The organism is Rhizobium sp. L51/94 (assembly GCF_019355555.1).
GTDB lineage: Bacteria > Pseudomonadota > Alphaproteobacteria > Rhizobiales > Rhizobiaceae > Rhizobium > Rhizobium rhododendri.
In genome coordinates this window covers 169,602-189,440 of sequence record NZ_CP072142.1, presented here as the reverse complement: position 1 = coordinate 189,440, position 19,839 = coordinate 169,602, and the positions used below count along the sequence as shown (strand labels likewise).

At 61.7% G+C, this 19,839-nt stretch carries 17 protein-coding genes and 1 pseudogene; 14 read left to right on the top strand and 4 right to left on the bottom strand.

The genetic code is table 11. From position 1 onward, the window contains the following. Nucleotides 1–42 precede the first annotated feature (42 nt). From J5274_RS18945 to J5274_RS18925, 5 genes are all read left to right on the top strand, one after another. On the top strand, nucleotides 43–1,107 hold the full coding sequence (locus J5274_RS18945; RefSeq protein WP_142831294.1) for a substrate-binding domain-containing protein: 1,065 nt from the start codon (nucleotides 43–45) through the stop codon (nucleotides 1,105–1,107). A gap of 70 nt (nucleotides 1,108–1,177) precedes the next feature. Then, a complete protein-coding gene (locus tag J5274_RS18940; protein ID WP_219275491.1) occupies nucleotides 1,178–2,701 on the top strand; it encodes a sugar ABC transporter ATP-binding protein in 1,524 nt (507 codons plus the stop codon). A gap of 25 nt (nucleotides 2,702–2,726) precedes the next feature. Then, the gene (locus tag J5274_RS18935) at nucleotides 2,727–3,707 is read left to right on the top strand and encodes an ABC transporter permease (RefSeq protein ID WP_161991074.1); all 981 of its coding nucleotides are present in this window, start codon (nucleotides 2,727–2,729) and stop codon (nucleotides 3,705–3,707) included. Next, nucleotides 3,704–4,579: a MurR/RpiR family transcriptional regulator gene (locus tag J5274_RS18930; RefSeq protein WP_142831292.1), complete on the top strand. Its 876-nt coding sequence runs from the start codon at nucleotides 3,704–3,706 to the stop codon at nucleotides 4,577–4,579. Before J5274_RS18935 ends, J5274_RS18930 begins: the two co-directional genes overlap by 4 nt. Then, on the top strand, nucleotides 4,576–5,463 hold the full coding sequence (locus J5274_RS18925) for a ribokinase (RefSeq protein ID WP_219275490.1): 888 nt from the start codon (nucleotides 4,576–4,578) through the stop codon (nucleotides 5,461–5,463). The genes J5274_RS18930 and J5274_RS18925 overlap by 4 nt, the downstream gene beginning before the upstream one ends. Here J5274_RS18925 and J5274_RS18920 read toward each other — a convergent pair. Beyond that, nucleotides 5,460–5,900: an RbsD/FucU family protein gene (locus J5274_RS18920; protein ID WP_209187922.1), complete on the bottom strand. Its 441-nt coding sequence runs from the start codon at nucleotides 5,898–5,900 to the stop codon at nucleotides 5,460–5,462. The two genes, J5274_RS18925 and J5274_RS18920, sit on opposite strands and share 4 nt — an antisense overlap. Before the next feature lie 365 nt (nucleotides 5,901–6,265). Here J5274_RS18920 and J5274_RS18915 point away from each other — a divergent pair, with 365 nt between their 5' ends. From J5274_RS18915 to J5274_RS18895, 5 genes are all read left to right on the top strand, one after another. Then, nucleotides 6,266–7,327, top strand: coding sequence for an ABC transporter ATP-binding protein (locus J5274_RS18915; protein WP_219275489.1), 1,062 nt, complete (start codon nucleotides 6,266–6,268; stop codon nucleotides 7,325–7,327). 74 nt (nucleotides 7,328–7,401) lie between these two features. After that, nucleotides 7,402–9,063, top strand: coding sequence for a sugar ABC transporter substrate-binding protein (locus J5274_RS18910; protein WP_219258626.1), 1,662 nt, complete (start codon nucleotides 7,402–7,404; stop codon nucleotides 9,061–9,063). Nucleotides 9,064–9,176: 113 nt separating this feature from the next. Next, a complete protein-coding gene (locus J5274_RS18905) occupies nucleotides 9,177–10,286 on the top strand; it encodes a carbohydrate ABC transporter permease (RefSeq protein WP_374113756.1) in 1,110 nt (369 codons plus the stop codon). A 10-nt stretch (nucleotides 10,287–10,296) separates the two neighbouring features. Next, the gene (locus J5274_RS18900) at nucleotides 10,297–11,229 is read left to right on the top strand and encodes a carbohydrate ABC transporter permease (protein ID WP_219275488.1); all 933 of its coding nucleotides are present in this window, start codon (nucleotides 10,297–10,299) and stop codon (nucleotides 11,227–11,229) included. Nucleotides 11,230–11,320: 91 nt separating this feature from the next. Next, nucleotides 11,321–12,247, top strand: a complete 927-nt coding sequence (locus J5274_RS18895) for a ribokinase (RefSeq protein ID WP_219275652.1) — start codon at nucleotides 11,321–11,323, stop codon at nucleotides 12,245–12,247. Between the two features lie 36 nt (nucleotides 12,248–12,283). Here the strand turns inward: J5274_RS18895 and J5274_RS18890 are convergent, their stop codons facing one another. After that, the gene (locus J5274_RS18890; protein WP_143123236.1) at nucleotides 12,284–13,213 is read right to left on the bottom strand and encodes a LysR family transcriptional regulator; all 930 of its coding nucleotides are present in this window, start codon (nucleotides 13,211–13,213) and stop codon (nucleotides 12,284–12,286) included. Nucleotides 13,214–13,372: 159 nt separating this feature from the next. Between J5274_RS18890 and J5274_RS18885 the strand changes: the two genes are divergently transcribed. Next, complete coding sequence (locus J5274_RS18885) at nucleotides 13,373–14,200, top strand: alpha/beta fold hydrolase (RefSeq protein WP_142831285.1); 828 nt, start codon at nucleotides 13,373–13,375, stop codon at nucleotides 14,198–14,200. Nucleotides 14,201–14,272: 72 nt separating this feature from the next. Further along, the gene (locus tag J5274_RS18880; RefSeq protein ID WP_219275487.1) at nucleotides 14,273–15,175 is read left to right on the top strand and encodes a VOC family protein; all 903 of its coding nucleotides are present in this window, start codon (nucleotides 14,273–14,275) and stop codon (nucleotides 15,173–15,175) included. A 201-nt stretch (nucleotides 15,176–15,376) separates the two neighbouring features. On the opposite strand, the pseudogene J5274_RS18875 reads toward J5274_RS18880, so the two are convergent. Beyond that, nucleotides 15,377–15,586, bottom strand: a pseudogene (locus tag J5274_RS18875) (Fic/DOC family N-terminal domain-containing protein); the annotation flags it as partial. 291 nt (nucleotides 15,587–15,877) lie between these two features. Here J5274_RS18875 and J5274_RS18870 point away from each other — a divergent pair. Together J5274_RS18870 and J5274_RS18865 are read left to right on the top strand one after the other, a co-directional pair. Beyond that, a complete protein-coding gene (locus J5274_RS18870) occupies nucleotides 15,878–17,035 on the top strand; it encodes an esterase (RefSeq protein ID WP_219275486.1) in 1,158 nt (385 codons plus the stop codon). A 221-nt stretch (nucleotides 17,036–17,256) separates the two neighbouring features. After that, nucleotides 17,257–18,285: a GH25 family lysozyme gene (locus J5274_RS18865; RefSeq protein ID WP_219275485.1), complete on the top strand. Its 1,029-nt coding sequence runs from the start codon at nucleotides 17,257–17,259 to the stop codon at nucleotides 18,283–18,285. A gap of 31 nt (nucleotides 18,286–18,316) precedes the next feature. Here the strand turns inward: J5274_RS18865 and J5274_RS18860 are convergent, their stop codons facing one another. Next, nucleotides 18,317–19,642, bottom strand: a complete 1,326-nt coding sequence (locus tag J5274_RS18860; RefSeq protein ID WP_219275484.1) for an FAD-binding oxidoreductase — start codon at nucleotides 19,640–19,642, stop codon at nucleotides 18,317–18,319. Nucleotides 19,643–19,839 lie beyond the last annotated feature (197 nt).

Sequence of the window (19,839 nt, the reverse complement as noted above, 5' to 3'; positions counted from 1 at the left end):
GCGCAGACGCTGCTGTTTCCATTTCATATTCGGGAGGAACCGATGAAGACTTTTCTGAAAACCACGCTTGCCGGCGGTTTGGCGGCGACCTTGCTGTTCAGCGCCGCCATGGCACAGGAACTGGCGCCCTTGAATTCGGACACCGAGAAGGACCGCATCGACTGGTCGCAGCTCGATGCGAAGCTAGGCCCGCTGCCCAAGCCAGCCGCTGGCACCAAGGCTGGCGCCGTCTCCAAGACGCTGACCAACGAATACTGGCGCTCGCTCGGCGATGGCTACAAGAAGTTCGGCGAAAAGATGGGCGTTTCCGTCGCCTACCAGGCAGCCCAGAGCGAGGGTGACCAGCTCGGCCAGTTGACGATTGCCGAAGGCTTGATTACGCAGGGCTTCAACGTGCTGCTGGTATCGCCCCAGACCGATGCCAACCTGCAGCCGGTAATGGAGCAGGCAAAAGCGGCCAATGTTCCAGTGGTCAACGTCAACGATGCCGTCATTCCACAGGCGGAACACTATGTCGGCAACGTCCAGCGCGATAACGGCGCCCGCGTCGCCAAGTGGTTCATCGAGAACCGCCCTGAAGGTGGCAAGGTTGCCATCGTCGAAGGCCAGGCCGGTGTCTACGCTGCCGTGCAGCGCACCGACGGCTTCAAGTCGACGATCACCCAGAACGGCAAGTTCCAGGTGGTTGCCAGCGTTCCAGGCAACTGGGATCGCCAGACGTCCTACGACGCTGCCACCAACATCCTGCAGCAGCATCCCGATCTGATCGGCTTTTATGCCAACAATGACGGCATGGCGCTCGGCATCGTCGAGGCCGTCAAGTCGGCCGGTCTCCAAGGCAAGGTCGCAGTCTTCGGCACCGACGGCATTTCAGACGCCTACAAGTCGATCAAGGCCGGTGAACTCACCGGAACTGTCGACAGCTTCCCGGTTCTGACCGGCGAAGTCGCGCTGGAAACCGCGCTGCGGCTCGTTGCCGGCCAGAAGGTTCCGCGCGTCGTCGCGACGCCCCAGGCCCTGATCACCAAGGACAACATCGCACGCTACCAGGGTGACGACACCGCCATCCGCGCCGTCCTGATGGAAGACGCGGCCAAGGCTCCCTGACATTCAGCAGCCAGTTATCCGACGCCGGCCAGCAATGGCCGGCGTCTCCGAGTACAAGAGGTGCCGAGACATGACGCAGACGCCCAGACTAAGATTTGAATCCATATCCAAGTCGTTCCCCGGCGTCCTTGCCCTGTCGGACATATGCTTCGATGTTCCGCCGGGCGAAATCCACGGGCTTCTCGGGGAAAACGGCGCCGGCAAATCCACGCTTCTTCGTATCCTGTCCGGCGTGTTCCGGCCAACCAGCGGCAGCGTGTTCGTTGATGGCGAGGCGGTCTCCTTCCGTAACCCTTCCGACGCCCGCCTGGCCGGCATTGCCATGATCCACCAGGAACTGCAGCAGGTGCCGCATCTCAGCGTCGCCCAGAACATGTTCCTCGGTCATCCCCTGACCTCGGCCGGCGGCATTTTCGTCGCACGGCACGAGCAGGAGCGCAGAGCCGCGGAAGCGCTGGCGATGATCGACCCGACCATCGATCCGGCAGCGCCGATATCCACGCTGAAGGTCGCCCAGCGCCAGATCGTCGAGATCGGTCGTGCGCTGCTCGACCGCGCCAAGATCATCGCAATGGACGAACCGACTTCGAGCCTGACACCCAGCGAGTTCGAAAAGCTCGCCGAGGTCATCGCCAATCTTGCCGCGACCGGCGTCTCGATCATCTACGTCTCGCACAAGATGGACGAAGTGTTCCAGATCTGCCAGGGCGCCAGCGTCATGCGCGACGGCAAGCTGGTCGGTCGCGTCGATATCCGCACGGCATCCCACCAGGATGTCATCACCATGATGGTCGGCCGCCAGCTGATGCAGGAAAAGCATGTGTCGCATGCCACGACCACGGTGAAGCTCGAGGCCAAGAGCCTGTCTTCGGCGACCAAGATTAGCGATGCCTCGTTTCGGTTGCACCGCGGCGAAGTGCTCGGCGTGGCCGGGCTCGTCGGCTCCGGACGCACCGAACTGCTGCGCCTGCTCGCCGGCGTTGACCGTATCATCTCGGGCTCGGTCGAAATCGACGGGAAGCCGCTTCCTCTGCGCAGCCCGCGCGACGCCATCGCTGCCGGCATCGGCCTTGTGCCGGAAGAGCGCAAGCGCGAAGGCATCATTCCCGGTCGCTCGGTGACCAACAATATGGCGCTTGCGTCCTTGGGCAGCTTTTCAAAGGCGGGTATCATCCGCAATGGCAAGCTTCGGGCGACCGCGACCGACCTGCTGCGCCGTGTCAACCTGCGGCCTTTCCAGCTGGACCGGCCCATTCGGCTATTCAGCGGCGGCAACCAGCAAAAGGCGATTATTGCGCGCTGGCTGGCGGCCAAATCGCAGATATTGTTGTTCGACGAACCCACGCGCGGCATCGATGTCGGGGCGAAGTCGGAAATCTACCAGCTGATCGAGGCCCTGGCCGCCGACGGTCACTCGATCATCGTTGTCTCCTCCGAGCTGCCAGAAGTCATTCGTCTCTCCGACCGGGTGCTTGTCATGCGCGAGGGGCGGATTGCCGCCGAGATCGAGCGCGCCGATCTGTCCGAAAGCGCCATCGTCGCCCATGCCATTCCCGGCGTCAGTCAATCCCCCATGTCAGCTCCGGCTGCGTGAGCGCTGAAAAGTATAGGAGCTCATCATGAACCATACGTCACCCGCCGATGCGACAAAGCTTTCCTCCGGTTTCGGCCGCTTCTCCTTTTCGCTGCGTGACGCCGGCACCCTAATCGGACTGATCGTCATTCTGGCGGTGTTTGCAGCGATCGTCCCGGGCTTCATCTCCGAACGCAACCTCGTCAATATCCTGCAGCAGTCCAGCATCAATGCCTGCCTCGCGCTCGGCATGACCCTGGTCATCATCTCTGGCGGCATCGATCTTTCGGTGGGCCCGACGGCTGCCATCGCGGCTGTGATATCGGCAACAATGCTGCTTTCGGGCGTTCCGATCCCGCTGGCGATCCTTGCCGGCATCGGCATCGGCGCCGTCTGCGGTTTCATCAACGGCGTGCTTGTCGCCTATGTCGGGCTGCAGCCGTTCATCGTCACGCTGGGTACGCTCAGCACCTACAGGGCGATTGCGTTGATCTACACGGGCGGCAATCCCGTGCTCGGCATTCCTGTCGGCTTCCGCAGCCTGTTCAATGGCAACCTCCTGGGCTTGCCGACGCCTGTCTGGATCGTCGCAGTCGTGGCAGTTGCGGCATGGATCCTGTTGAAGAAGACGCCGATCGGCGAATATCTCCTGGCCGTTGGCGGCAACGAGGAAGCAGCCTACGTCGCCGGCGTCCCCATCGCCCGCACCAAGATCACCGCCTATGTCATCTCCGGCGCGCTTGCGGCCCTGGCTGCCCTGATCCTTGTCGGCCGCCTCGGTGCTGCCGAACCGATCCTCGGCAATCTCTGGGAACTCGACGCGATTGCGGCCTCTGCCATTGGCGGCGCTTCGCTGATGGGCGGCAAGGGGAGCGTGCTTGGGACAATCCTCGGGGCGATCATCCTCGGCGCGATGCGCAACGGTCTTACCCTGATGAATGTGCAGGCCTTCTATCAACTGCTCGCCACTGGCCTTATAATCCTTGTCGCAATGATGATCGATCGCGCCACAAGGGGACGAGGATGAATACCGAAAGCTTCGATACTAAGGCTGTTGGCCCACGCATCCGAATGATGATGCCGCTGCTGACGCCACTCGAAGCAAAGGTCGTCGATACCGTCTTTGCCCTCCGTGACTTCAGCGACAGCACGTCGCTGAAGCAGATCGCCGACGATGCCGGCGTCTCGGAAGCCATGGTGGTGAAAATCACCAAGAAGCTCGGATTTGCAGGGTACCGTGATTTCCGCACCGCCGTTAGCCAGTACAACCGCCAGCCGACGGCGGAGATGCATCAGGAACTGTCGGCAGACGATACGTCTCAGGAAATTGTCCAGAAGGTGTTCCGAACATCCATCAATGCGCTTGAGGAAACGCTGTCGATCCTCGACATGGAGGCGTTCGATCGGGCCTCCGACCTCATACACCGCGCAAGGCAGCGCGATTTCTACGGCGTCGGCGGATCGGCACAGATTGCCCGGGATGTTGCGCACAAATTCCTGCGGATCGGCGTGCGGGCGAATATGTTCGACGACAGCCACATGATGCTGATGTCGGCCTCGTTGCTCGGCGACGGCGATATCGCCATCGGGTTTTCCCATTCGGGAAATACGACGGCAGTGATCGAGGCGATCCAGCTTGCGCGCCGCAACGGCGCGCGGACGATTGCCATCACCAACTACAATTCTTCTGCCCTGGCGCAATCTGCAGACGTGGTGCTGTGTTCGACCGCCCAGGGTTCGCCGCTGATGGGTGAAAATGCTGCAGCCCGCATAGCGCAGCTGAATATCCTCGACGCCATCTTCGTGTCGGTCGCCCAACGCGATTATCAGGCTGCCGAACGAAACCTCGACCGGACCATGTCCGCAGTTACATCCAAACGGAAAGAGCGACCTTTATGACGTCTTTGCCCCTCGTGACCGTGTTCGGAAGCCTGCATTACGATATCGCCGTCAATGGACCTGCGCGACCGCGCAAGGGCGAAACCATCACAGGCGTATCGTGGCACCCGAAGAGCGGCGGTAAAGGGGGCAACCAGGCAGTGTCTGCCGCCCGCACCGGCGTTGCGACCGCCATGATCGGCGCTGTCGCCGATGACGATTTCGGCCATGCGCTGCTTGCCAACCTCGAGCGTAAAAAGGTCGACGCCCGGTTCGTACGGCGAAAAGCGTCGCTGTCCACCGGCATGAGTGTCGCGATCTTCGACGCCGAGGGCGACTACGGTGCCGTCATCGTATCCGGCAGCAATCTGACGCTGGGCGATGACGATATCGCCGCTGCTGCAAACGTGCTGCAAAAGACAACGGTCCTTGTCCTCCAGAACGAGGTGCCGGATGCGGCCAACGTCGCTGCAGCGCGGGCCGTCAGCAATGCGGGCGGCCTGGTGCTTCTCAATGCAGCCCCGGCGCGCGCCCTGTCGGACGAGCTCCAGTCTCTTGTCGATGTCATCGTCGTCAACGGGATCGAGGCGGAAATGCTGGCAGGCGTGCCGGTGGTCGAGACGCTGGAAGGCGCTCTCGCCGCCGCGCGGCTCTTGTCGAAAAGCTTCCGGCAGGCGGTGGTGACCGCCGGCGGAGCAGGGGTTGCCTATGCCGACGCCGATGGCAAGGAGGCTTTCATGGCCGCCCTGCCGATCAAGGTCGAGAGCACCCACGGTGCGGGCGACGAATTCATCGGCGTGCTGGCCGCAGGCATGGCGTCGGGCAATGACATCGAGATCGCGCTGCGTCACGCCAACGAGGCGGCCGCTTTGCTGGTCTCGACGCCTGAGAGCGAGCGGGGCTAGATGACGCCCTTGGTCAGGATGAAGCAGCCGTAAGGTCCGGGATCGGACGTCCTGACGATGGCAAAGGCGCGCTTGGCGACATCATAGAACGCAAATCGCTCCAGCGCCTCGACGGTGATGGGTCGGCCTTCCGCCGCATCGAAGACTGCCTGCATCGCCGGAAAGATCGGCATCTGACCGTCGGGATCGCCGACCACCTGCATGCGCTTGACGGGGGCATCGACGAAAGTATCCAGCGGCATCAGCGTCAAAATTGCTTCAGTCGCCCGCGCCAGACCGCATCCCGATATGTTCAGCAACTGGCCATGGGTCGTCTGCCGTGCGATCGTCTGGGCCGGATGGTTGATATCGCAGACGACAAGCGTATCGCCGTGACCCATCAGCATCAAAACGTGGATGAGTTCCGCGCTGATGACCGGATCTATGCCTTTGAGCATGGCTGTTCCCTCCCGAAAAAGCTTTCCATGACTTCACGAAGTACACAATAATCGTGATGCATGCAATCCGGCCCCAGTGTGCACCGCAGTGAAATCCAGTTTATCCATTTTCCTGCATCTGCAATGAGGTTATGATCGAAAAAAGAACCTTTTCAATAGAGATATTTAGGCAATAAACTCAAGTCACCAAAACTTTACACTTTACAGTTCGAATTTTACATGTGAAGTTTTTACCATGTGATTGAGCCTCCCAGGGCAGACTGCACGGGGCGGGTGTCGGTGATCCGGCACTCGCCACCGCAGGTAGCGGAGGCCGATAGCATGCTGCGGGGAGAGCGCGGGCGCAATGGGCAGGAGATTTGTTTTTGGCATCGATGAATATCGTCAATGTCGGTAAGGCCTACGGTAGCCTGAAGGTTATCCACGGCGTTTCCGTTGAAATCCCGGACGGCGAATTCGTCGTTCTGGTCGGGCCGTCCGGCTGCGGAAAATCGACCTTGCTGCGCATGGTCGCTGGCCTTGAGCCCATCAGCTTCGGTGACATCGAGATCGACGGGAAGGTGGTGAACAATCTGCCACCCAAGGATCGCGACATCGCCATGGTGTTCCAGAGCTACGCGCTCTATCCCCACAAGACCGTGGCCGACAATATGGGTTTCGCGCTGAAGATGCGCGGCGAGCGCAAGGTAGATATCGACGCCCGCGTCCGCAAAGCAGCCGAAATCCTCGATCTTGTGCCCTATCTTTCCCGCTATCCGCGCCAGCTTTCCGGCGGCCAGCGGCAGCGTGTGGCCATGGGACGCGCCATCGTGCGGGATCCCAAGGTGTTTTTGTTCGACGAGCCGCTCTCCAACCTCGATGCCAAGCTGCGCGTCCAGATGCGCGCCGAGATCAAGGAACTGCAGCGCCGCCTTGCGACGACGATGATCTACGTGACCCACGACCAGGTGGAGGCCATGACCATGGCCGACCGCATCGTCGTCCTCCGGGATGGCAGGGTCGAGCAGATCGGCTCGCCGCTGACGCTTTACGACAAGCCAGCCAACACTTTCGTTGCCGGCTTCATCGGCTCGCCGTCGATGAACCTCGTCAAGGGCCATATCCGCTCGGGCGCAGCGCCGTTCTTCGAAACCGACGAGGGCATCCGGCTGCCGCTCTCCGGGGCACCGGCAGCGTCCGATGGAAAGCCTGCCTATTACGGGATCCGACCGGAGCATTTCGTGCTCGGCGGCGACGTCAGGGCTGATCTCACCATTGTTGAATCAACCGGCTCCGAAACGCAGGTCTTTGCACGGCTCGGGCAGCAGAAGATCATCGGCGTCTTTCGCGACCGCGTTGAGGCTGCACACGGCCAGCCCTTTGCGATGACGCCCAATCCGGCGATGGTGCATCTTTTCGATGCGCAGAGCGGCTTGCGTCTCGACTGAGTTTTCAGGAATGCGCTCCGAGGGGGGAGCGCCAGACGCCACGATGCGTGGCAACTTCACGGGAGGAGAGAGAAATGAAAGTTGGCGATTACGAGCGAATGATGGCCATGGCGCTGAGCCGCCGCGCCATTTTGAAAACCAGCGCGGGCCTTGGGGCACTTGCTGCCGCTGGCAGCGTGCTTGCACCATTCGGCAATGCCTTTGCGGCCGACGCGTCGCTGCGCTCGCAGATCCTGCAGGTGCCGGGTGTCGGCAAGGGGTCGCCGACCGATGCCGACTGGCAGAAGGTCGGCCAGATGTGCCTCGATGCGACCAAGGCCAACGTCAAGCAGGGTGAGTTCGCCGGTGTCCAGCTCTCCTTCATGGGGCTCAACAACCAGAACCTCCACAACCTCCTCTTCCGCGGCTTCCTGAAGCCCTGGGAAGACTATACCGGCGCCAAGATCACCTGGATCGACCTTGCGCAGGCCGACTATAATCCGCGCCTGCAGCAGGCGATTGCCACCGGCACCGTTGACTTCGACATTCTCGAAATGGGCGCACCGTTCGAGGGTGACGTCTGCGGCAAGGGCCTTGCCTCCGTCATGCCCGACTGGGTCAAGGCGCAGATCGACATGGACGATTACGTCGACTATCTAAAGGCGCCGGTTGGCACCTGGGATGGCAAGACCTACCGCGTCTCCGTCGACGGCGACTGCCACAACTTCAACTACCGCACCGACTATTTCACCGACGCCGACCTTGCCAAGGCTTGGAAGAGCGAAGGCCATGAAGGCGAGTGGGGCGTGCCGAAGACCTGGCAGAAGGTCCAAGAAGTCACCAAGTTCCTGAAGGGCAAGAAGATCGCCGGCGCCGATGCCATCGGCTACCTCGATGCGCCCAAGGCCTGGGGCGGTTTCGGCTTCTACTTCCTCGGCAGCCGCGCCACCGCCTATGCCAAGCACCCGGACGACAAGGCCTGGCTGTTCGACATCGACACGATGAAGCCACGCATCAACAACCCGGCCTGGGTGCGCGCAATCCAGGACGTGGTCGATGCGTTGCCGTCCGAATCGGGCGACCAGCTGAACGCCGATCCAGGCACGACGGCCTTCCAGCAGTTCCTTGCCGGCACCGGCTCGATGATCTCCTGGTGGGGCGACGTCGGCCAGAGCGCGCAGACCAGCGACAGTTCCGTTGTCGGCACGACGGTCGCCTTCGACATCCTGCCCGGATCGGACGATGTCTACAACGCCAAGACCGGCACATGGGACAAACTCGCCAGCGGGCCGAACTATGCGCCGAACATGGCCTATCTCGGCTGGGGCGTCTACGTGATGGCCCGGGTGGACAGCGACGAGAAGAAGAAGAAGGCCGCCTGGAGCGCTGCTGCCCATCTCGGCGGCAAGGACTTGGCACTCTGGACCGCCGCCTATCCTTCCGGCTTCCAGTGCTACCGCAAGAGTCAGTTCGACATCAAGGAATGGGTCGCGGCCGGCTACGAGGAGGCCTACATCTCCAACTACCTCGCCTCGCAGTCGAAGTCCTACAACCACCCGAATGCGGCAATCGAACCCCGCATTCCCGGCATCTTCCAGTACTACAGCGTTGCGGAAGATGAGCTGGCCAAGGTGTTCGCCGGTCAGGTGAAGCCTCAGGACGGCGCCGATGCGATCGCGGCGGCGTGGGAGAAGATCACCGACCAGCTCGGGCGCGAAAAACAGATCGCGCTCTACAAGGCCTCGCTCGGCGTCTGATTTCGCCGGAGAATCCTACCCCGTCAGGCGCCGCTGCGTGCGTTGCCTGACGGACTGCCGGACCGGAGTCCGGCCGGCTGCAGAATTTGTCCGGGTTAGCCAGGGATGTGCTTATGTCGCATGCGAATATGCCGGTTATCGGCACGATCGAGCCGGTGGGGGCGCCAAGCCCGTCCGCGCGGCAGGGCCGCCTTCTGCTGATCGGGGCGAGCGTCCTGCTTGTGGCCGTGCTCCTCCTGCAGATCCTCGATGCGTCCGGCGTGACGGCCATTGGGCTCGTCAGCTGGCGACCGCTGGTCTATGCCTATGTCGTCTGGTCGGTGGCGCTCTGTGCAGCCCAGGTGATGATCCGTGGCGAAGCCGGACAACGGGCCGCATTCGTGCTTCCGGCCGTCCTGTTCACCGTGGCGATGGTGATCTTCCCGACGGTTTTCGGGCTCTACATCGCCTTCACCGACTGGAACCTCAGCGCTGCGAACGGCAGACAGTTCAACGGCCTCGACAACCTCCGCACCCTGTTTGCGGATGCCTATTTCTGGAATGCGCTGCTGAACATGGTCTACTATGTTCTCTCCGTGCTGGTGCAGTACACGATCGCCTTCGGACTGGCGCTGCTGCTCAATGCCGAGATCCGGGCTCGCAAGTTTTTCCGCGTCGCGTTCCTGCTGCCACTGATGCTGAGCCCGGTTGCCGTCAGTTGGATGATCGGCAAATCGCTGATGGAATATCGCTTTGGCCCGGCGGCAACGCTGGCGCGTCATCTCGGCTGGGAAAATCCCGCCTTCTTCTCGACCCCGGCGCTGGCCCGCGCCTCGATCATGGCGATGGATGGATGGGTTTCCATCCCGTTCATGATGATCCTGCTTTTGGCTGGCCTCCAGGCCCTGCCATCCGAGGTCAAGGAAGCGGCCAAGGTGGATGGCGCCTCGGGCTGGCAAAGCTTCAAGGAAATTACCTTTCCGCTAATGCTGCCGGTCAGCCTGACGGTCGTCATCCTGCGCGTCATCTTCGAACTCAAGCTCGCCGATATCGTCATCAATGTCACCGCGGGCGGGCCGGGCGGCGCCACCGATACGGTCTCGAGCTTCATCTTCCGCGAATACCGGGATCGCTCGAATGTGGGCTACGGCACGATGCTCGCGGAATTCTACCTCGTCGTCATCATCATCTTCGTCTCGCTGATCCTGAAATTGGCGAGCCGGTGGATGCAACGTGCAAATTGAGGGCAGACCGATGTCGACAAGCCAACCCCTTCACGCGCCCACCGAAAGGCAGCCCGGCCTCTGGGCCCGGCGCCCGGCGTATCTTACCAGCAGCCTTCTGATCTATGCCGCACTGGTGTTCTGGGCATTCATCTCACTCTTTCCGATCTACTGGACCATCACCACGTCGTTCAAGACAGCTGTGAATGTGACGCAGGGCAATATGATCCCCTTCGTCGACTTCACCCCGGACTGGAAAGGCTGGCGCTCGCTCGGCCTGTCGCCGGACACGATCTTCGTGCAGTCGACCGTGCGCGACGAGTTCATGATGCGGTTCCTGAACAGCATCATCGCATCGTCCGGCGGGGCACTGCTTGCGGTCATCATCGGCTCGCTCGCCGCCTATGGGCTCAGCCGGTTTTCCTACCGGTTTCTCTGGATGCGCAACAAGGATATCTCCTTCTTCTTCCTGTCGCAGCTGATCCTGCCGCCGGTGGTTCTCGCCATGCCTTTCCTCGTGCTCTACAAGCACCTGATGCTGCTCGACACGCTGGTCGGCCTCATCCTCATCTATACGCTGATGGTGCTGCCGATCGTCATCTGGATCATGCGCGACCAGTTCGACACGATCCCGGTCGAGCTGGAACAGGCAGCCCTGGTCGACGGCTGCTCCATCTGGGGCGCCTTCGTGCGCATCGTCCTGCCGATTGCGTTGCCCGGCATGGTGGCGGCTTTCATCCTGTCCGTCATTCTCTGCTGGAACGAATATTTCTTTGCAGCCCTGCTGACCAGTTCCAGCGCCAAGACCCTGCCGGTCATGGTGGCGAGCCAGACGGGGTCGCAGGGGATCAACTGGTGGTCGATGGCCGCCATCTCGACCGCCGCGATCCTGCCGCTGATCCTCATCGGTATTTTCCTCGAGCGCTACATCGTCAAGGGCCTGACGGCAGGTGCCGTCAAGTAACCGGTTTGCGTCGAAGCTGGCAGTTGCGAGACGGGCGATAGGACGGATATGATCCGGCGCAGACACTGAACGTCGACAAGGGGTGGTCATGGTGGGAACAGGCGTTACGATCCTCGGCATCTTTGTGGCCGACACAGCTTATCTGGCACACCGGATGCCGGATGTCGGCGAAACCATCAAGGGCAGCGGCTTTGCCGTCGGCCCCGGCGGAAAAGGCTCGAACCAGGCGGTCGCGGCCGCCAAGGCCGGTGCCGAGGTCTCGTTCATCTCCAAGATCGGCCGCGATACATTCGGCGATCTTGCGCAGAAAACCTATGCCGATGCCGGGGTTAAGCCGCTGCTGGTGATCATGGACGACGAGCCGACGGGCGCGGCCTTCATCTATGTCAACGACAGCACCGGCGACAACGCCATCATCGTCTATCCGGGCGCTGCCGGGACCATCGGGGTCGATGATGTCGAGGCGGCGCGCGAGGCGATCCGCCAGTCGGCCGTGTTTGTCACGCAACTCGAGCAGCCGGCCGTCGCCGCCTTGCATGCCCTTGCGATTGCCCGCGCTGCCCGCGTCACAACGATCTTCAATCCGGCACCCGCCGAAACTTTTCCCGAGGCGATGCTCGACCTGTGCGACTATATCATCCCGAACGAGACGGAGGCTGCAGCCCTCGTCGGCTTTTCCATCGACACGATCGCGGATGCGAAGCGGGCCGGCGAAGCGCTGGTCGCGCGCGGTGTCGGTGCCGCCGTCATTACGCTCGGCGGGCGTGGCGTCTATTACCATGACGCAGGCACATCCGTGCATGTTCCGGCCATGAACTACGGACCGGTGATCGACACAACGGGCGCAGGCGATGCGTTCGTCGGCGGTTTTGCTGCCGCGATATCGCGCGGTTCGGCGCCGCTCGATGCCGTCAGCTTCGGCTGCGCCACCGCCGGCATCGCGGTGACGCGACGCGGAACGGCGCCCGCCATGCCGACGCGCAGCGAGATCGAGGCGCTGCTTGCTTCGACAAAGTAGATGCTGGTGTAACGTCCCGTAGTCCAGGCCGCAGCCTCAGGATCTGACTGTGGGCCCAGTCCACTGCGCGCGGGAAAACTCGCGCGTGAAATGCTCGATCACGGCCTTGACCCTGAGAGGCCGCAAGGGGCTGGGCGGAGTGACGAGGTAGAGACCCAGCGATGTCGCCGACCACTCCGGCAGGCCTGTTTCGAGCTTGCCCGCCTCGAGGTCGCGCCACACCATGAAATCCGGCTGCAGGGCGAGGCCTTGGCCGGCCAGCAAGGCGGGGTTCAAGATGTCGACATTATCCGTCCACATGGAGACCGGCGGCGCGACGATCTGCTCGCCAAGGACGGGATGCGTGAATTTCCAAACCCCTCTGGAGGGGCCGCCCGTATAGGCAAGCGCCCGATGGTCTGCAAGCTCGCCGGGAGTTTTGGGGCGTCCGTATCTGTCGAAATAGTCCGGCGACCCCACCAAAAGGATCCGAACGGTGGCAAGGCGTCTGGCAAGCAGCGACGAATCCTCCAGGCTGGCGATGCGAAGTGCGAGATCGTAGCCCTCGGCAATCAGATCGACCTTGCGATCGCTCAGTGAGAATTCCAGCGTGATCTCCGGATAGGCTTTTAGAAGGGGCGGCAAGGTCGCCCCGAGATACGCCGTGCCGAACGACAGCGGTGCGCTGACCCGCACGAGGCCGCGCGGCATATCCGTCTGCTCCGACGCCTCTTCTTCCAGCGCCCGGGCCTCATGAAGGATGCGGGTCGCACGTTCGAGCGACGACCGCCCGGCCTGGGTGACCGAAAGGCGCCTGGACGTGCGGGCGAACAGCGAGAAACCCAGCCGCTGTTCCAGCCGGGAAATCGCCTTTGAGACGGTCGGGTTCGACAGGCCCAGCTCTTCCGCCGCCCGCGAAAATGAACCGAGTTCGGCGACTTTGGCGAAGATGGCCCAGGCTTCAAGATCGGGGAGTCGCGTTTTCATTGTCATTTCAGGAAACAATATGTTTCCAATGTTTCTATTTCGTCAAGTCGAAATCAAGGTCATCTTCAGGGTGTCGGAAAAACGCGGTTCCTAACCAGCCGCCCGGCCGCCAACGACCCGAGCACATCATCATCTGAAACCCCAACATTGGAGACGACCATGCCCACGATCACCACACAGGACGGAACCGAAATCTTCTACAAGGACTGGGGTTCTCGGGATGCCCAAGTCATCATGTTCCACCACGGCTGGCCGCTCTCCTCAGACGACTGGGATGGGCAGATGATGTTCTTCCTCGACAAGGGATACCGGGTCATCGCCCACGACCGCCGCGGCCATGGACGCTCCTCGCAGATCGGCACCGGCCACACTATGGACACCTATGTTGCCGACGTCATGGCGCTCACCGATGCCCTCGACCTACAAGATGCCATCCATGTCGGCCATTCCACGGGTGGCGGCGAGGTTGCCCGCTATGTGGCCAATGCCAAGGCCGGGCGCGTCTCCAAGGCTGTCCTTATCAGCGCTGTTGCGCCGATCATGGTCAAGACGGACCGCAATCCGGATGGCGTGCCCATGGATGTCTTCGACTTCGTTCGCGACCAGACGGCCACCAATCGTTCGCAGTTCTTCTACGATTTCACGATGCAGTTTTTCGGCTACAATCGCGAGGGTGCCGATGTGAAGGAAGGCGTCCGTCGCAACTGGTGGCGGCAGGGCATGATGGGAAGCGTGCTCGCCCACTACCAGGGCATTGCGGCCTTCTCGGAGACCGATTTCACCGAAGACCTAAAGAAGATGGCAGTGCCGACGTTGGTGATGCATGGCGAGGACGACCAGGTCGTGCCGTTTGCTACGACCGGCAAGATCTCGGCTTCGATCGTTCGGGGCGCCGTCCTCAAATCCTATGCCGGTTATCCGCACGGCATGCCAACGACCCATGCCGATGTCATCAATGCCGATCTGCTGGCCTTCGTCCGGAGCTGATCCCCGATGCCATCTTGGGTCCTTCTGAGCCACGATGGCATTCCAATCCTATCAAGGAAATTTCCCATGTGCATGCAAACGACAAGAGCTCGGGCCCTGCGACTGACTGTGGCTGTGGCAATGCTTGCCTTGCCGCCCTTAGCGGCTTTTGCTGACGACGCCGGCGTTGCCGTAGGTCCGCAATACGACACGACCCACGTCTATCTCGACGTTGGTGACGTCGATCGTTTCATTGCCAGCTTCACGGCGACATTTGGCGGCACATCGACGAAGCAGGTGGTCGCGACGGTAACGCCGACGCCGAGCTCCACGACATCGCAGCTGATCCAGACACCGGCAGGGCTGGTTTCTCTTTTCGGCTTCAAGACGCCGATACCCTATCCATTCGGCACCGAGCGGACCGGCTATCTGGTCAAGGATCTCGACAGCGCCATTGCCGCGGCCCGGAAAGCAGGCGCCGCCGTCGTTGTCGACAGTTATCCCGATCCGATTGGCCGGGATGCCATCGTTCAATGGCCGGGTGGCGTCAACATGCAGCTTTACTGGCATACCAAGGCACCTGCCTATGCGCCGCTTCAAACCGTTCCCGAAAATCGCGTCTACCTGTCTCCAGACGTTGCGGATGTCTTTGTCGCGGATTTCGTAAAATTCTCGCAAGGCAGGGTAGTGTCCGATACCAGTGACGCGGCGGGTACCGACATCGGCCGTGACCGCGCCGGCACGTATCGCCGCATCCAGCTGGAATCGGCCTTTGGAACAGTGACGGTGCTGGTGACCGATGGTCATCTGCCTTACCCCTTCGGCCGGGAGACGACAGGCTACGAGGTGACCGACCTTGAGGCAACGCTTGGGAAAGCGACGGCATCGGGTGCGACAATCCTCGTGCCGCCATTCGCAGCCAACGGACGGGAGGCAGCGATGGTGGAGTTTCCAGGAGGCTATATCAGTGAAATACACAGCGTTGCAGAACGATAGGTTCGACCGGTTAAGAAAGCCTCCGCACGAGCACGGACACCGGCCCGCAGCGCTTCTCCGAAAGCGAGATCAGCAAGCTCATGATCGACAAGTTCGAGCAGCTCGGTAGGCGGCTTTCGAAAAGCACATGCGAGACGAGGACATCCGCCTCGGCCGCGTTCAGGAGCTCACCAGGTCGCTAAAGGGTCCTGCCGAAGAGCAGCCGGTCTGCGACCCGGTCTCGAAGCAGAGCAGGTCCGAAAGGGTCGATTGCGTGCGCTCGATCTGGGACGAGAGGGCCGCGTCCTTCCTCACATACATATAGAGGAACAGCTCCTGGCGCGGGAGCAGCATGGTGATGCCGTCCAGACCCCCCAAGGCGTGCTCCGCCAGGCTCACGAGGGCGCGCACCATGTCGCCCGCAACGGGCAAGTTCCAGGCTCAGACCGAACCCTTACTATAAAGATCCTGTCATTGCAAAACCGAGGGTCAAAGGAGGGGGTATGTCAGAAAAGGTAACCCGTGCCGTGAAGGGCAGGGCGTGCCTATGGCCATTGTCCGGCGAGGAGAGGCTCAAACGCGCTGCTTCCTTTCCAACCCGCTATCTGCCTCTCGATCGGTACCCTTTTCTGCTCCCCAGTGTAATTATGTTGAAAGTTTATGGGCCATCCTTAGGCTGACCAGCCGAGTCGTCTGTTTTGAAATTTTTTGGAGGAGGTTTTCATGCGGTTGCTTTTGCCTGTTCTCTCGATTGCCGGATGCCTGATCGGCATACCCGCGTCTGCTGTCGATCTGCCGGCGGCGGCGCCCTCGGACCGTCCGTTGAAAGAGTTCGTGACCTCGGTCGAGAAAGACGGATCGATCATCTTCCGCTTGTATGCGCCGTCGGCCAAATCCGTGTCTGTGGTGCTGGGGACCGGCGATCCAATGCCAATGCAGCGTAGCGACACCGGCGTGTGGTCTATGCAAAGCGAACCGCTGAAGCCCAATCTCTATGAATACTACTTTAACGTCGACGGGTTCCGCAGCATCGATACCGGCAGCAATGCGCCCAAGCCGCAGCGGCAAGTCAATAGCAGCCTCATTCTGGTGCCCGGCAGTATTCTCGACACCCGCAATGTCGCACACGGCGATCTAAGGCTCGTAACGCTGCATTCGAAGGCTCTGAACTCCGAGCGGCAGATGTATGTCTATACGCCGCCCGGCTACAGCGACGCCTCCAAGCGGCTCCCCGTGCTCTATCTTTATCACGGCTTCGGCGACACCGCCGCGTCCTGGATTAGCCAGGGCAGGGCGCCGCAGATCCTCGACAATCTCATGGCGGAAAACAAGATCCGGCCGATGATCGTCGTTATTCCGGACACGGAGACCGATGTGGATGAGGCCATCGCCGAGAATTTCCCCGCCGCAGACCGGCGCAAGACATTCTATCCCGTCAATGCTGAGGCAGCGGACCGCGAGCTGATGGAAGACCTCATTCCCTATATGAAAAGCCATTACCGGCTTCGCAACGACGCCGACGGCCGGGCCGTGGCCGGTCTGTCGCAGGGCGGATACCAGGCGCTTGTCTCGGGCTTTTCGCATCTCGGCACCTTCGGCTGGGTGGCGACCTTCAGCGGCGTGTCGACCACGACTGTGCCTAACAAGGCCGTTGACGATGCCTTGAACGATCCTGCCAGGATCAACAGGAACCTGCGCAATTTCACCGTCACGGTCGGCACCAAGGATCAGGTGACCGGCAAGGACATCGCCGGCCTCAAAGCGACATTGGACAAGAACAAGATCGCTTATGAATACCACGAATATCCTGGCCTGCAGCACGAGATGGATGTGTGGCGGCCGTCATTCGTGACGTTCCTGGAGAGGCTGTTCAGGAAATAACGACCTGCAGACTTTCGGGCACGAATATCGAAACGGAGGGCATTGTCCGGCGGATGACGGAATGTTGAACGAGATACCTCGCTTTGCGGTGCGAGGAAAAATGCAAATGTCTGCTGCGTAAAGATCGCATTCAGTCTTTTTTGCTAATCTGGCGTTAGTAATTGGCGCCGGCGCGGTCATTCGCCCGTCTCCATGGGCGATTGTCTTGCGTACGGGTTCTCATGCGTTCATTCATTTTGTCAGCAATCGTCTCGGCCTGCGTGCTTTTGTCCGGCTGCACATCGCGTTCGGCGCCCGAGGCTGCCGCCGCCGCCGTCCCCTCACAGGAGACGACGGGTTCGATCACCCGACCATCGGCCGTGGTGCCGCCGGCCAATGTCGGGCAGTCCGCGCCGAAAGTCGTGGCCGCGCGCGGCCAGTCGAATTTGGCAGGGGCAATGCCGGAACCATTGGGCTTTGCCTCTCCTTCCGGCAACATCGGCCTGCCAGTGCCGGGCTCGCGGCCCGCGCTCCAGGTGGCGATGGCGATGCCGGAGATGCCTTCCGCCGCACGCTCCGCCGGGCAGATCTACGGCCATCGGTTCAGGGATGCCAAGCCGATGAATTTCGGGCGATCCAACCCGCGCAAGCTCGAGGTCCACGGCGTCGACGTTTCGCGCTGGCAGGGCGATATCGACTGGGACCGGCTGCGCACGCAAGGGGCGAACTTCGCCTATATCAAGGCCACCGATGGCGGCGACCATCTAGACCCGATGTTCAAGACCAACTGGCGCAAGGCCAAGGAAGCCGGCGTGCGCCGCGGCGCCTACCACTTCTTCTACTGGTGCCGCACGGCCGGCGAGCAGGCAGACTGGTTCATCCGCAACGTACCCCGCGAGGCCAATGCGCTGCCGCCCGTCATCGATGTCGAATGGAACGGCCAATCGGCCTGCAAGCAGCGGATTTCACGGGCAAAAGTGCTCGAAAAGATCCAGGTCTTCGCCGAGAAACTGGAGCGCCATTATGGCCGCCGGCCGATCATCTACACAGCGCCGGATTTCTATCGCGACAACCTGCAGGGCGAACTGCTGGATTATCCCTTCTGGCTGCACTCCGTTGCCGCTCATCCGTCGGAACTCTATCCCGGGCGCAAATGGCTGTTCTGGCAATATTCCGGCTCCGGCCTGACGGACGGCGTGCGTGGCAAGATCGACCTCAACGTGTTCCACGGCAGCGGCGGCGAGTGGCAGAACTGGGTCGCGTCGCGCTGAGCGTCACCGGCGCCCCGTGGCGTCGGCATGCTCAGAAGTCGGCAACCTTGCCCCAGACCGATTTGCTCAACCGCGCGGGGTCGTAAGGTACCGGGTCTACCAGCGGCGGCGTTCCGGCAATGATATCAGCCACCAGATGGCCAGCGCCCGGTCCGATGCCAAAGCCATGGCCGCTGAGGCCGGCCGCGAGGATCAGCCCGGGGAGGCTCGCAATTTCGCCGATGGCGGGAACCCCGTCCGGCGTGCTGTCGATGTAGCCGGCCCAGGCGCTCTCTTGGCCGATATCCTTTAGTCCCGGCAGAAGCTTTCGGGCCCGCCGCAGCGTCTCGTCGATCTGCGATTGATCCGGCGTCGGGTCGAGAACGCGATTGCGCTCCATCGGGGTGGGGGCATCGAGCCGCCATTTCGTGACGCTCTCGTGTCCTGATCGCCATCCCTCGGCCCCGCCCAGCGCCAGGCTGCGGCGGCGCTTGGCAAACATCGGCACGAACTCGCGGGCAAAGCGCACCTGTTGCGCCGTCGGATCGACACGCGCCCGGCCGCTGATGGCCAGCGTGTAACCGCCATTGCCCCGGCGCGTCACCGAAACCTCGGCAGTGTGAAGCGCATCTGGAATGCCTTCGGCGCCCGGTCCCACCGACAGAATCGACGACCGGACCGAGGCTTGCGGAAAGCGGATGCCGAGCTGGCGGCAGAAGGAGGAGGCCCAGGCGCCGCCGGCCAGCACAACGGTCTTTGTTCGGATGGTGCCGGCCTCTGTGATCACGCCGCTGACGCGCCCGGCCTCGGTTTCAACGCCCCGCGCAGTACAGAGCTGGTGGACGGAACCGCCGGCAGCGATGATGCCGCGTGCCACGATCGGTGCCGCACGGGCCGGGTCGGCGATGCCGTCGCTCGGCGAAAATACGCCGCCTTTCCAGCGCTTGCCGGTGGCCTGTCCGCGCTGTGTGGCCTCTTCGGCAGTGAGCACGTGCGTCGTGACCCCGACGGTTGCCGCAAAATCGCGCCAGCGGGCCCAGCCGGCTATCTCGGCTTCGTTGTCGCTCAGATAAAGCAGCCCGCACTTGGTGAAGCCGACGTCCTCGCCGAGATCGCCGGCAAGCTTGTCCCACAGGGCGAGACTTTTCGTCGCCATCGGCAATTCGCGGGCATCTCGATTTTGCTGGCGGCACCATCCCCAGTTTCGGCTGGATTGCTCCGCGCCGACGTAGCCCTTTTCGACAAGTGCGACGCGAAAGCCGCGACGGGCGAGATAATATGCCGAGAAGACGCCGACGACGCCTCCGCCGATAACGACGACATCCGCTTCCGCAGGCAAATCCGGTGTTGTCTCGATCTTGAAAAGCGGCGCGGGCATGCGATTTCTCCAATGAAGACATAATTATAGCCAGAGACTTGCGCTAGCGTTTGCCGCAGAGCATGGCCAATCAGCATTTCATGGCGAGACTGCCATCGCTGGAAGATTATTCTGCTCAACTTGTCAATTGCGCGATTTGCAGGGTGAGAGCGGCCTTGCCCGGCTTGATGCATTTTTCATTCCGCATAATATGCTGT